The organism is Planococcus soli (genome assembly GCF_016881065.1).
GTDB lineage: Bacteria > Bacillota > Bacilli > Bacillales_A > Planococcaceae > Planococcus > Planococcus soli.
On sequence record NZ_WXYN01000014.1, the window covers coordinates 1 to 13740 of the forward strand.

At 44.8% G+C, this 13740-nt stretch carries 13 protein-coding genes; 12 read left to right on the forward strand and 1 reads right to left on the reverse strand.

All coding sequences use genetic code 11. From position 1 onward, the window contains the following. Positions 1–206: 206 nt before the first annotated feature. The 11 genes from GJB59_RS07145 (at position 207) to rsmI (ending at position 10914) form a co-directional block, all read left to right on the forward strand. Positions 207–1643, forward strand: a complete 1437-nt coding sequence (locus tag GJB59_RS07145; RefSeq protein ID WP_142830587.1) for an aminotransferase class I/II-fold pyridoxal phosphate-dependent enzyme — start codon at positions 207–209, stop codon at positions 1641–1643. A gap of 57 nt (positions 1644–1700) precedes the next feature. Next, complete coding sequence (gene ppx / locus GJB59_RS07150; protein ID WP_142830589.1) at positions 1701–3227, forward strand: exopolyphosphatase; 1527 nt, start codon at positions 1701–1703, stop codon at positions 3225–3227. Positions 3228–3317: 90 nt separating this feature from the next. Beyond that, the gene (locus GJB59_RS07155; RefSeq protein ID WP_142830591.1) at positions 3318–5429 is read left to right on the forward strand and encodes an RNA degradosome polyphosphate kinase; all 2112 of its coding nucleotides are present in this window, start codon (positions 3318–3320) and stop codon (positions 5427–5429) included. A 138-nt stretch (positions 5430–5567) separates the two neighbouring features. Continuing rightward, the gene (gene tmk / locus GJB59_RS07160; RefSeq protein ID WP_142830593.1) at positions 5568–6218 is read left to right on the forward strand and encodes a dTMP kinase; all 651 of its coding nucleotides are present in this window, start codon (positions 5568–5570) and stop codon (positions 6216–6218) included. Between the two features lie 116 nt (positions 6219–6334). Then, positions 6335–6664: a cyclic di-AMP receptor DarA gene (gene darA, locus GJB59_RS07165; RefSeq protein WP_006830740.1), complete on the forward strand. Its 330-nt coding sequence runs from the start codon at positions 6335–6337 to the stop codon at positions 6662–6664. A gap of 111 nt (positions 6665–6775) precedes the next feature. Then, positions 6776–7768 carry a DNA polymerase III subunit delta' gene (gene holB / locus GJB59_RS07170; RefSeq protein WP_142830595.1) on the forward strand — a complete coding sequence of 331 codons (993 nt, stop codon included), beginning with the start codon at positions 6776–6778 and terminating at the stop codon, positions 7766–7768. 3 nt (positions 7769–7771) lie between these two features. Beyond that, positions 7772–8584, forward strand: a complete 813-nt coding sequence (locus GJB59_RS07175; protein WP_142830597.1) for a PSP1 domain-containing protein — start codon at positions 7772–7774, stop codon at positions 8582–8584. 10 nt (positions 8585–8594) lie between these two features. Further along, entirely contained in the window at positions 8595–8954 is a 360-nt protein-coding gene (yabA, locus tag GJB59_RS07180) for a DNA replication initiation control protein YabA (RefSeq protein ID WP_142830599.1), read from the forward strand. A gap of 100 nt (positions 8955–9054) precedes the next feature. Then, positions 9055–9792: a tRNA1(Val) (adenine(37)-N6)-methyltransferase gene (locus GJB59_RS07185; RefSeq protein WP_142830601.1), complete on the forward strand. Its 738-nt coding sequence runs from the start codon at positions 9055–9057 to the stop codon at positions 9790–9792. After that, positions 9779–10048, forward strand: coding sequence for a GIY-YIG nuclease family protein (locus GJB59_RS07190; RefSeq protein ID WP_142830603.1), 270 nt, complete (start codon positions 9779–9781; stop codon positions 10046–10048). Before GJB59_RS07185 ends, GJB59_RS07190 begins: the two co-directional genes overlap by 14 nt. Beyond that, positions 10045–10914: a 16S rRNA (cytidine(1402)-2'-O)-methyltransferase gene (rsmI, locus tag GJB59_RS07195; RefSeq protein ID WP_142830605.1), complete on the forward strand. Its 870-nt coding sequence runs from the start codon at positions 10045–10047 to the stop codon at positions 10912–10914. The genes GJB59_RS07190 and rsmI overlap by 4 nt, the downstream gene beginning before the upstream one ends. A gap of 221 nt (positions 10915–11135) precedes the next feature. Here the strand turns inward: rsmI and abrB are convergent, their stop codons facing one another. Next, positions 11136–11414 (reverse strand): transition state genes transcriptional regulator AbrB, encoded by a 279-nt coding sequence (gene abrB, locus GJB59_RS07200; RefSeq protein WP_142830607.1) that lies wholly within the window; start codon positions 11412–11414, stop codon positions 11136–11138. A 334-nt stretch (positions 11415–11748) separates the two neighbouring features. On the opposite strand from abrB, the gene metG reads away from it, so the two are divergent. Continuing rightward, positions 11749–13707: a methionine--tRNA ligase gene (gene metG, locus GJB59_RS07205; RefSeq protein WP_142830609.1), complete on the forward strand. Its 1959-nt coding sequence runs from the start codon at positions 11749–11751 to the stop codon at positions 13705–13707. The last annotated feature ends 33 nt before the right edge of the window (positions 13708–13740 follow it).

The following is a 13740-nucleotide window of genomic DNA, read 5'->3' on the forward strand; positions in this document are numbered from 1 at the left end:
GTAGTTGGGGGTCTCCCCCTGTGAGAGTAGGACGTCGCTAGGCACATTGCAACAAGTCGTTACCGATTCTGGTAACGGCTTGTTTTTTATTTCCACGAGAAATCAATGGGCATTTTGAAATCATCCCAGTCTTTCTGCTTCAAAACCACCGCTCTTAGCTGAAGTTGCTATAATGGGAGTAATCAATCAAAGTGAGGATGGAAACTATGACTCAACGACGTCCAATAGTAGATGCTTTGATACAGCATCAGAACAGACAGCCTATTTCTTTTCATGTGCCAGGGCATAAACATGGCATTTTATCCGGGCTGCCGAAAGAGATCCAGTCGGCGCTTCATTACGATTTGACGGAACTGACAGGACTGGATGATCTTCATTATCCGGAAGAAGCGATTAAAGATGCTCAGCTTTTATTGGCGGAAGCTTATGGGGCACAGAAAAGCTTCTTACTGGTCAATGGCTCGACGGTGGGGAATTTGGCAATGATCCATGCGGCCTGTAAAGAAGGGGATGTGGTGATCGTTCAGCGCAATTCACATAAGTCGATTTTCCATGCGCTGGAGCTGACGCGTGTACGTCCTGTTTACGTGTCGCCGAAATGGGATGAGAGATCTATGACAGCAGCTGGAGTGCCTTTTAAGGCAATAGAAGCAGCCATAGAGGCGTATCCGGAAGCAAAAGCAGTGGTGCTGACGTATCCCAATTACTACGGGATGGTTTCCGATGAACTGGGGGCAATTATTGCTGTATGCCATGAAAAGAATATCGCAGTTTTGGTAGACGAGGCACATGGTGCCCATTTTCAGGCGGGTTCGCCATTTCCAGTCTCATCTTTGGCTCTCGGTGCGGACGTAGTGGTGCAATCAGCACATAAAACATTGCCGGCAATGACGATGGGGTCTTTTTTGCATGTTGGCAGTGATCGAGTGAATGTAAAGAGAATCCAAAAATACTTGCGGATGTTTCAATCAAGCAGCCCGTCGTATTTGCTCCTTGCTTCTTTGGATGATGCGCGGTCCTATGTGCAAAATTATTCGCAGCCCGATATCCGAATGTTTATTGAAAAGAGGGAGCGATTTCTAAGCAGCTTGCGGATGATTCCGCATTTGACTGTGGTGGAATCCGATGATCCGTTAAAAATCATGTTGAGGGCAGATTATCACAGCGGCTACCAGCTGAAACAGCAGCTTGAGCAAGCAGGGATTGAAGTGGAGCTGGCCGATCTTTTCCAAGTGCTGCTGATTTTGCCTCTTTTGAAACAATGGCATGCCTATCCGTTTGCAGAAATCCGCAGCCGGTTAAAAGAAGCAGTTATGCGGCTTGAGGGGGAAACAAGGCAGGAAACCAAACTTGCGGTTCAGCAGCAGTTGGATGTCACGGTTCCCGAATTGTCTTTTGAAGAAATCGATTTGGCTGACCAGGAATGGATTTCGTATACACAAATCATCGGGCGGATTGCTGCCGGCATGGTGATTCCATATCCCCCCGGCATTCCGTTAATGGTGGCCGGTGAAAAGTGGACGTTGACCAAAGTGGAAGAACTGATGAATTACTTGGCCTCAGAAGCACAGATCCAGGGCGACCACAGGCTGGACTCCAAACAATTGCCTGTGCTCCAACAAGAGCCACTAGAGAATAAGTAATGTAAAAGAGGGTATACTGTAACACTATTTAAATGGGAAAGAATGTGGGGGATTTTCATGGAGCAAGAAAAATACGCAATCATTGATATCGGTTCGAACACCATCCGTCTGGTTATCTATACACGGGACAAAAGCGGTCGTTTTACAGAAAGTGAAAACGTTAAGGCGGTTGCCCGTCTCCGCAACTATTTAAATGAAGACAATGTGTTGGAACGTGAAGGAATCGATATATTGGCCAAGACGTTAAAGAGTTTCCAGGAAGTTACCCGCCATCATCAATTGAAGGCGATCAAATGTGTCGCTACAGCGGCTGTCCGCCAAGCGGAAAATCAGGACGAAATTATGGAAGCGGTCGAGAGTGAGACCGATTTTACCATCCGTATCCTTTCTGAATTTGAAGAGGCGAACTATGGTTATTTGGCAGTGGTCAATTCGACGCCCTTCACCAGCGGCATCACAGTGGATATTGGTGGAGGCAGTACAGAAATTACCTATTTCAATGATCGCCAGCTGATTTATTTCTACAGTTTCCCATTTGGTGCATTGTCTTTAAAACAGCAGTTCATCCAAGGAAATACACCGACTAAAGGTGAACTGCGTGAATTGCGTTCATTTTTGAAAGAGCAATTTGATCAGCTGGAGTGGCTGGCCGATAAACGCCTGCCATTGATTGGCATCGGGGGAAGTGCGCGAAACATGGCTCAGATTCATCAAGAGCATGTTGAGTATCCTTTGACTGGCGTTCATCAGTATAGAATGAGCAGGGACGATGTAGAAGAGATGAATGATTTATTGAAGTCTCTGGAGTTTTCGGATTTGCAGCGGCTGGAAGGTTTGTCGAAGGACCGGGCGGATATCATCATTCCCGCAGTTGAAGTGTTCCGGTATTTAATGGAGTTGATAGATACGGAAGAGTTTGCTCTCAGCAGAAAAGGCTTGAGAGATGGTGTTTTCTATGAAGAAACGACCAAGGATTTCGATTTATCGGTCTTCCCTAACGTTGTAGAAGAAAGTTTCCACGAATTGGCTATCGACTATGACATCAATTTGACCCATGCATTTCATGTCACAAACAGTGCGCTGCTGATTTCGAAAGAGTTAGAAGAAGTGGGCATGCTTTCACTGGAGGAAGAAGATTACAAACGCTTGAAACTGAGCAGTGCCCTTTATAATTTAGGGAGCTATATCGATTCGGAATCCAGTCATCAGCATACGTTCTATTTGCTAAGCAACCGGACGATAGACGGTCTACTGCATAAAGAGCGGGTCATTGTCGCATTGATGGCTTCGTTTAAGAATAAGGAAACCTTTAAACGTAACATCGCAATCTACGAAGAATGGTTTAGCAAGGAAGAACTCGCTAAATACAGCTTGCTTGGTGCCATCATTAAGCTGGCATACAGTTTAAATGCTACAAAACGTGACATTGTAGAAACCATTGAACTGGAAGAAAAAGACGATAAGCTCGTATTTTCTATACAATGCAGTGAAGATTGGAAACCGGAACAGTATCAAGTAGAGAAGCAGAAAAAACATTTGGAAAAGCAGCTGAAGAAAACGATTGATTTTAAATTTTACAAATAATTAACATTGCAAAGGCCTGATCCAGCTTTTTAAAAAGGTGGATAATGGTACGATAATAGAATGGATTATAAGTAAAAGGTGGAATCGAAATTGGAGACAGTGAAAAAAAAGAATGTGGAGCTTAGAGAACCTGCTTATTACAATAACCGCGAATTAAGCTGGCTCGCTTTTAATGAACGAGTGTTAGAGGAAGCATTGGATAAACGAAACCCTTTGCTGGAGCGGTTTAAGTTTTTGTCTATTTTCAGCTCTAATCTGGATGAATTTTTTATGGTCCGGGTAGCCGGACTGCAGGACCAGGTAAAAGTCGGGTTTACGAAACCCGAAAACAAAGCCGGCATGACCCCGAAACAGCAATTAAATGAAATCGCGATGAAGACCCATCGATTGGTGGACCTGCAATACGAAACTTTGCAAAACAATTTGCTGCCAAAGCTTCAAAAAGAGAATGTGGAATTTGTAAAGATGGCGAATTTGAGTGCAGATCAATTGGTTGTCATGGAAAAGCATTTTGAAGATCATATCTTCCCTGTGCTGACGCCGATGGCCATTGATGCATACCGTCCTTTTCCCATGTTATTGAATAAAAGCATTAATTTAGCGGTAGTACTGCAAGACGAAGTGGAACAGGTTGAAGAAGGGCAAAAAATTGCCATCGTCCAAGTTCCCTCTGTGTTGGATCGCTTTGTCCGCTTGGATTCCAAAAAAGGAAGCCATAAGCTGATTTTATTGGAAGATGTCATCGCCTTTTTTATCCAAAAGCTTTTTCATGGCTTCAAAGTCATATCGGCATCTGTGTTCCGCATTACACGAAATGCCGATATGACTATCCATGAAGAAGGAGCACGTGACTTGCTCAAGGAAATTGAAGAAGAGCTCCGCAAACGGAAGTGGGGAGCGGCTGTCCGCCTTGAAATTCAGCAGCCAGGATTCGATCCGGCTATTTTGGATTACTTGACAGATGAATTGGAAGTCCATAAAAAAGACGTCTATGCCATCGAAGGATTTCTGGATTTGACGGTATTTTTCAATTTTTATAAAAAGATGGCGCCGATTTGGGAGCATTTGGTCTTTGAAGGAAAAGTATCGCAGTTGCCAGCTGGAATGGAAACCGGCAAAGACATTTTCCAAAAGGTTAGTGAGCAGGATGTCTTTCTCCATCATCCGTACGAGTCGTTTGAACCGGTTGTCCAATTTATCTCAGAAGCAGCCGACGATCGCGATGTGTTGGCCATCAAACAGACGCTTTACCGCGTCAGCGGCGATTCACCAGTTATCAAAGCGCTGAAAAGAGCCGCTGAAAATGGCAAGCAAGTAACGGTTTTGGTTGAACTGAAGGCCCGTTTTGACGAAGAAAACAATGTCCAATGGGCAAAAGAGCTGGAAAAGGCCGGATGCCATGTTATTTATGGGATGACCCACTTGAAGACGCACAGCAAGATCACTTTGGTTGTCCGCAAGAAAGAAGACAAGATTGAACGCTTTGTTCATTTGGGCACCGGCAATTACAATGACCAAACGGCGAAAATTTATACCGATATGAGTTTGTTTACTTCTAAAAGGCAGTTTGGGATTGATGCAACCAACTTTTTCAACTATTTGAGCGGCTATACCGAAAAGCCGGAATTCCATTATTTGTCGGTGGCGCCTTTTACCATCCGTACCGATATTATCGACTTGATCGATGCTGAAATCCGTTTCCAGAAAAAGCAGGGCAATGGCCGGATCGTAGCGAAAATGAATTCACTGACCGATAAAACTATTATAATGAAATTATATGAAGCGTCGAACGCTGGAGTGAAAGTGGAGTTAATTGTCAGAGGGATCTGCTGTTTACGCCCTGGAATTCCAGGCGTCAGTGAAAACATCCAGGTGCGCAGCATTGTCGGCAGCCTGCTGGAGCACAGCCGTATCTATTTCTTCCATCATAACGGCAAAGGCAAGACCTTTTTGTCGTCAGCGGATATGATGACCCGAAATTTAAACAATCGCATTGAAATCTTGTTCCCGATTGTTGATGAAGACATTAAGGAACAGGTTAAGAGCATATTGGAACTGGGGCTTGCTGACAATGTCAAAGCAAGAGAACAGGATGCTGCTGGCGTGTATCATTACGTACCGCGCAAAAATGATGAGCCGTCAATAGACAGCCAAATGGAGCTGTTCCACAGGGCTTACCAAGTAGCAGAGGACGAGGAATAATGAGGAAGCCGTTCATTTCCGCATGGAGACGAACGGTTTTTTTATTGGTCACTACAAAATCGAAGTTATTTCGTGTATAGTATAAAGAGTTTAAAACAGTACATAATGATTAATTTCATGGAATAAGGTGAACAGAAAATGAGTTATTTGATCAATCTGGAAGGCGGGGAAGGGTCGGGCAAATCGACGGTCCTGAAAATGTTGGCAGATGCACTAGAGGAAAAAGGATTTTCTGTCGTCAGTACACGGGAACCAGGCGGCATAGAGATTGCTGAACAAATCCGCAATGTGATCCTGGATCGGGAGAATACTGCTATGGATGCAAGGACAGAAGCTTTGTTATATGCTGCGGCAAGAAGGCAGCATTTGGTTGAGAAAATTATTCCAGCACTTGAGGCGGGAAGCATCGTCTTGTGCGACCGCTACATCGATTCAAGCCTGGCTTATCAAGGGTATGCGCGTGGACTTGGGATGGAAGAGATTTTTGCCATTAATAAGTTCGCTATTGATGACTATATGCCGGATATGACGCTTTATTTTGATGTGAATCCGAAAGTTGGATTGGCACGGATTGAAAAGGATTTAGGCCGTGAGATCAATCGTTTGGATGTAGAATCGATGAAGTTCCACTATAAAGTGAGAGAGGGCTATCTGTTGCTATTAAGCCAGAATCCAGAGCGCATTCGCCTGATCAATGCAGAGAATGAGCTGGATAACGTTTTTGCGGATGCATTGGAAACGGCTGTACGCTTTATAGAAGAACGGCAAACGGCAGTCGATCCCTCTTAGGATCGGCTGTCTTTTTGCAGGTTTTATTTTTAGGCAAAGTACTGGAAAGATATGCAGTGTATATCTTCGTTCATGTTATACTTATATAGAAGAAAGATAAAAAGGAGTGAGTGCTGATGAAACTCGTAGTAGCAGTTGTACAGGACCAAGACAGTAACCGATTATCCAATGCGTTAACGAAAAATGATTTCCGGGCTACAAAACTTGCCAGTACAGGAGGGTTTTTGCGCTCAGGGAATACGACCTTTTTAATTGGTGTAGAAGATGAACTTATACCGAAATTGCTGGACTTGATTCGTGAAAACTGCCGATCTCGTGAACAGATGGTAGCACCTGTATCACCGATGGGCGGCAATGCTGACTCGTATATTCCCTATCCAGTAGAGGTTGAAGTAGGCGGAGCGACTATTTTTGTACTGCCGATCGAACAGTTCCATCATTTTTAATACCAGGTTTTCTGCGATAAATGACAGGGTTGCCTGTCACCCAGCACTATAACGAATACCCGTGCTCCATTCGGAACACGGGATTTTTTACAAAGTCTGAAGGTGGAAGTTATGCAAAAAACAACAGATGAATTTTTGGAAATGCAGCCGGTGGTGATGAAGCGGCTTCAAGGAGCCTATGCGAAAGATCGATTGGCGCATGCATACCTGTTCGAGGGCCCTGCCGGCTCCGGGAAAAAAGAAATTACTCATTTCTTCGTCAAGCTTCTGCTGTGCGAATCACCTGTGCAAAATGTTCCATGTGAAACATGTCGGAGCTGCCAGCTTTATAATTCCGGCAATCATACGAATGTCATTTTCATCGAACCGGATGGCCAAAACATCAAAATTGACCAAATCCGTGAATTGATTTTCAGATTGAATAAGACCGGGCTGAATACAGGCCGTAAAATATACGTGATTGAGCAGGCAGACCGCATGAATAATTCTTCAGCCAATGCCCTGCTGAAGTTTTTGGAAGAGCCGGAGTTTAATGTGACGGCAATTCTTTTGACAGAGCGTCTTAATGCGCTGATGACCACGATCCGATCCCGTTGCCAACTGGTATCGTTCCGGCCTCTGTCACGACCTAAGCTAATGGAAAAATTAATGGTGGATGGAATGACTGAATCGATGGCTGCAACTGTCAGTATGTTGACCCAAAGCGAAGAAGAAGCGCTTGCTTTGAGTCAGGATGAACAATTTGCACAAGCCAGAAAAACAGTGCTGAAGCTGGTGGAAGTGGCCAGCAGCAATGTCCATGAGGCCCTTTTGATGCTTCAGGCTGAATGGCTGCCGTTATTTAAAGAAAAAGAAGATGCCGAAAGAGGCCTGGACATGTTATTATTTGCATATCGGGACATCGCTTCGGTAAAAGCAGGTCTTGAAACTGCACGAACATATCCAGACATGGAAGAAACTTGGAAGCAGATGGCTCTCCAGCGTTCTTTTACGGTATTGTCCAAGCAGTTGCAGGCTGTTTTACTAGCCAAACAACAATTGCCGCGCAATATGAACCGGACGCTGTTGATGGAGCAGTTAATGCTGAATCTGCAGGAGGGGTAGCAATTGTATAATGTGATAGGTGTCCGTTTTAAAAAAGCGGGTAAAATATATTATTTTGATCCAGGTGAATTAGGGATTGAAAAAGATGATTACGTCATTGTGGAAACAGCAAGAGGCGTAGAATATGGAAAAGTGGTTGTACCGACAAAAACCGTTGGAGAAAACGATGTGGTCCTGCCTTTAAAGCAGGTCGTAAGAGTGGCGACTGAGCGTGATCGCCAACAGGTGGAAGAAAACCGTATGGAAGCAAGCCGTGCCTTCGAACTGGGCACCGGTAAAATTGAAGAGCATCGATTGGATATGAAACTGGTGGATGTTGAATATACATTTGACCGCAATAAAGTTATTTTTTACTTTACAGCGGAAGGGCGTGTGGATTTCCGGAACTTGGTCAAAGACTTGGCTTCAATTTTCCGTACACGCATCGAACTTCGCCAAATCGGCGTTCGCGATGAAGCGAAAATGCTCGGCGGGATCGGCCCCTGTGGCCGAATGCTCTGCTGTTCGACATTTTTAGGCGATTTTGAGCCGGTTTCAATCAAAATGGCGAAAGATCAAAACCTGTCGTTGAATCCTTCAAAAATCTCCGGTTTATGCGGCCGTTTGATGTGCTGCTTAAAATATGAGAATGACGAATACGAAACAGCGAAAAAGGAAATGCCGGATGTCGGTACTCGAGTAACAACACCGGACGGCGATGGACGTGTGGTAGGCATGAATATTCTGGAACGGGTGTTAAAAGTTCGCTTATCTGAGCAGGAACAGACACTTGAATATACATTAGATGAGATAATGGGCCAAGGAACGAGAGCGTGAGGTGGTTTAAGTGAAGGAAAAGAATTTTTTAGACACGGTCATGGAGTTTGAACAGCAGCTTCAATCCATGCAGGAACAATTCAGCGAATTAAAAGCGGTTGTAGCCCGGACAATGGAAGAACATCATGCGTTGCAATTGGAGAATCATCATTTGCGTACACGTTTGGATGAATTTCATAAAGCAGTGCCGGAAGTGGCAGCTGTGGATCCGGTGAAATTGAAAAAAGCCGTAATGGATATCGGTGAAGGCTATGATAACTTAGCACGCTTGTATCATGAAGGCTACCATGTCTGCAATGTGCATTTTGGCAGTTCCCGAAAAGGTGACGATTGCCTGTTCTGTTTGTCATTTCTGAACAAGCAGAACTGAAAAATAAGGACAGCTAAGCGGCTGTTTGAAAGACGATAAAGAGAAAGGCTTCCGACACTCCGTGTGGCGGCAGCCTTTTGTTATGCTGGGAGTTGGACAAATGTTAGTGGATGATGAAAGACTTGATTATTTATTGGCGGAAGACCTCCGGATTATTCAAAGTCCGTCAGTGTTTTCGTTTTCGCTGGATGCAGTCCTGTTGGCGCGTTTCGCTTATGTTCCGCTAAAACGGGGAACCATCGTGGACCTGTGTACTGGCAATGGGGCGATTCCGCTGTTTTTGAGTGCCCGTACGGAATCCCGCATCATCGGGGTCGAGTTGCAGGACCGGCTTGCTCATATGGCGCGGCGCAGTGTGGCTTATAATGGCCTTGAGCAGCAGATTGAAATTATAGAAGGCGATGTCAAAAACATGCCGGCGCAGCTGGGCTTTGAAAAATACGATGTGGTGACCTGCAATCCGCCTTATTTCCCAGTACATGAGATGAGTGACAAAAATATCAGTGAGCATATAGCAATTGCGCGGCATGAGCTGCACCTGACGTTGGATGAAGCGGTCTCGTCAGCAAGCCAACTGTTGAAGCAAGGCGGAAAAGCAGCCTTTGTCCATCGTTCCGGCCGTTTGATCGACTTGATTACGGCAATGCGCGCGAACCGATTGGAACCGAAACGGATACGCCTGGTTTATCCGAAAGCCGGCAAAGAAGCCAATACGCTACTGATTGAAGGCATCAAAGATGGCAAGCCCGATTTGAAGATCTTGCCGCCATTGATTGTCTACGGAGACAATGGGGAATATACCGAAGAAGTGCGTGAGTTATTATATGGCAGCGAGTGACCATTATTTTTATGTTCTCGAATGTGCAGACCAGTCGTACTATGCAGGGTACACCAACGATCTTGAAAAGCGGCTGGCTGCACACAACGCCGGAAAAGGCGCAAAATACACACGCGCCAAAGGGCCGTCCAAGCTCATTCATCACGAATGCTATGACACGAAACCGGCAGCGATGAAAGCGGAATATGCCTTCAAGCAACTGACGAAGGCTCAAAAAATCCGGTATATTGCTGAAGGAAAGGAGAGCGGCAAATGAAATCCCAAAAAAGTTTTCAGCACAAGACAGCCACTTTGTATTTGGTGGCAACACCCATCGGCAATTTGGAAGACATGACAATACGCGCTTTGCGCATCCTAAAAGAAGTGGATATTATTGCAGCAGAAGATACGCGCAATACAAAAAATCTCTGCAATTATTTCGATATTCAGACCAAATTGGTCAGTTATCATGAACACAATCAGGAAAGCGGAGGCTTTAAGATCCTGTCTTACCTTGAAGAAGGCAAGTCTGTGGCTTTGGTCAGTGATGCCGGGATGCCATGCATTTCCGATCCCGGTGAAGACATCGTCAAACGGGCGGTTGCTGAAGGCCATCCTGTTGTGCCGATACCTGGAGCCAATGCGGCACTCAGTGCGCTGATTGCATCCGGAATTTCGCCGCAGCCTTTCTTGTTTTACGGATTCTTATCGCGCAATAAAAAAGACCGGCAGGCAGAGTTGGAACTTCTCAGCCAGAAAGAAGAAACCCTTATCTTTTACGAAGCTCCCCACCGGCTGAAGGAAAGCTTAAAGAGCATTCAAAAAGCAGTAGGCGACCAACGGAAAATCACATTAGCACGGGAAGTAACAAAGAAATTCGAAGAGTTCCTGAGAGGAACAGTTGAAGAAGCTGTAGCATGGGCTGAAGAAAATGAAATTCGTGGCGAGTTTTGCCTGGTGCTGGAAGGCAACGCCAATCCAGAGCCGTTGGAAAATGTGAAATGGTGGGAGAACCTGTCTATTGAAGAACACGTAGATCAGCTGATCGAGACCAAGAACCTGACATCAAAAGAAGCCATCAAAGAAGCAGCCATCGAACGCCAATTGTCCAAGAGGGAAGTTTACCAGGCTTATCATACCTAGAAAAGCGGAAGCGCCCGTGTAGATTCGACGGGCATAAGACAGGCCGACGAAGCGGCGCTCTTTGCCGCACAGTCGGTTTGGCTTATGACCCAAGAATCTGGGCGCTGGAGTCTGGACAATGAAGAAAAGCGGAAGCGCCCGTGTAGATTCGACAAATTTTAAATATCAAGTTCCTTAAACACAAAAAACCAGGATGCGTTGGCATCCTGGTTTTCGCTATCTTACTTCTTCAAGTTATTTTGGATCTCTTTTACCAACATTTCCGCGCCTTCAGAGCTCAAGATCAATTTTCCGCCAACCAGTTGCATGTTGTCGTCTGATACTTCGCCTGTAACTGCACAAGTCATATTAGGTAAATACTTTTTCAAGATAATTTTGTCGTCATCTACATAAATTTCCAATGCGTCTTTCTCTGCGATTCCCAAAGTACGGCGTAATTCAATCGGAATTACCACACGTCCTAATTCGTCCACTTTTCGAACAATACCCGTCGATTTCATAATAATAGTCCCCCTTTTATTTTATCGGATGCATTCGCCAAAATTCGACATTTACCACTTCCTGTCATAAATCATACCAACTACTGGCAATTTGGTCAATAAAAAACTATCGAAATCATAATGAAATTTTACATCTACTGTTAATTTTCTTTGATTTCTGCTCGGAAGCGCCATTAATTTGACAAAGTTGTACGATAACTAAAAAAAATCATTATAAGTCTGAACAAAAAATGTCGAATTTTTACTTAAAACTTCATTGTCGAATTGAAAGATTGTACAAAATAGGGGACTTCGTTAAAATAAGAACTATACAAAAAAACTGGAGGAATTTTTCGTGACTGCTAACAAAGAAACCTTTTATTTAACTACCCCGATTTATTATCCAAGCGGAAAATTCCATATTGGAACTGCCTATACGACGGTTGCTTCTGATGCAATGGTCCGCTACAAGCGTTTGCGTGGATTTGATGTCCGGTTTTTGACTGGAATGGACGAACACGGCCAAAAGATTGAAGAAAAAGCGCAAGAAGCGGGCATGGCACCACAGGAGTTTGTGGATGACATGGCTTCAGCCGCTAAACAAGTTTGGTCGACGATGGATATTACGTACGATGATTTTATCCGGACCACAGAAAATCGCCACAAAGAAGGCGTTGAGCGGATTTTCAAAACCTTCCTCGACAATGGCGATATTTATAAAGGTGAATACGAAGGCTGGTATTGTACGCCCTGCGAATCGTTCTTCACGGAAAACCAGTTGGATAACGGCAATTGTCCAGATTGTGGACGCCCGGTCCATAAAGTAAAAGAAGAATCGTATTTCTTTAATATGAAAAAATATGCAAGCCGCCTTCTCGAATACTATGAAAACAATGTAGAATTTATTGAGCCGGAATCGCGCAAGAACGAAATGATCAATAACTTCATCAAACCAGGATTGGAAGACTTATCAGTTTCACGGACTTCCTTTGACTGGGGAATTCCGGTTCCTGGAGATCCAAAGCATGTTATCTATGTATGGGTTGATGCTTTGTCGAATTACATTACGTCACTTGGCTATGGCTCAGAGGATGAGACCCTGTTCAACAAATACTGGCCGGCTGATGTCCATGTGGTCGGAAAAGATATCGTCCGTTTCCATACGATCTATTGGCCGATCTTTCTGATGGCATTGGATCTGCCGCTGCCGAAGAAAGTGTTTGCCCACGGCTTTATCATGATGAAAGACGGCAAGATGTCGAAATCCAAAGGCAATGTCGTTTATCCGGAAATGCTCGTTGAGCGCTACGGCCTGGACGCTACACGTTACTTCCTGCTGCGCGAGTTGCCATTTGGTTCTGATGGTGTCTTTTCACCGGAATCGTTTGTCGAGCGGACCAATTTTGATTTGGCCAACGACCTTGGAAACTTATTGAATCGGACGGTGTCGATGATCAATAAGTATTTCGACGGTGCTGTACCGCAAATCAATGGATTGCAGACGGAATTTGACGGGCCACTTCAACGCGTAGCTGCGCAGACAGTAAAAGTTTACGAGCAGCATATGGAGAGAATGCAATTCAGCATTGTCTTGAGCGAAGTTTGGGCATTGATTTCAAGAACCAATAAATACATTGACGAAACACAGCCATGGGTACTGGCAAAAGATGAAGCTGCAAAAGAGCAATTGGCTTCGGTTATGGCTCATTTAGCAGAAAGCTTGCGCATGACTGCAGTTATGCTGCAGCCGTTTCTGCCGAACGCACCTAAGCAAATCATCGAACAGCTTGGGCTGACAGAAGAGTTTCTTGCCTGGGAGACGCTGCAAAACTTTAGCCAAATTCCTGCAGGCACTCAAGTGGTATCCAAAGGAACGCCAATCTTTCCGCGCTTGGAAGTAGAGCCGGAAGTCGCGTATATCCGCGACCAAATGCGCGGAGTTGCGGCACCAGCTGCAAAAGAGCCGACAATTGTAGAAGTTCCGGATGTTCAGGAAATTGCAATTGAGGATTTTGCGAAAGTGGATTTGCGCGTAGCGACAGTGACAGACTGTGAAGCTGTTCCGAAAACATCGAAGCTTTTGAAGCTTCAGTTGGACATGGGATATGAGCAACGGCAAGTCGTTTCTGGTATAGCTGAACATTACAAACCAGCTGAACTGGTCGGCAAAAAAGTGGTCGTTGTGGCTAACTTAAAGCCGGTGAAATTGCGGGGCGAGCTTTCTCAAGGAATGATTTTAGCGGGTGAAAAGGACGGATTCCTAACACTTGCTTCGGTCGCTGAACAGCTCCCGAATGGTTCGAAAATAAAATAAAACTACTGGAAAAGACCTGCTTTGACCCACTTT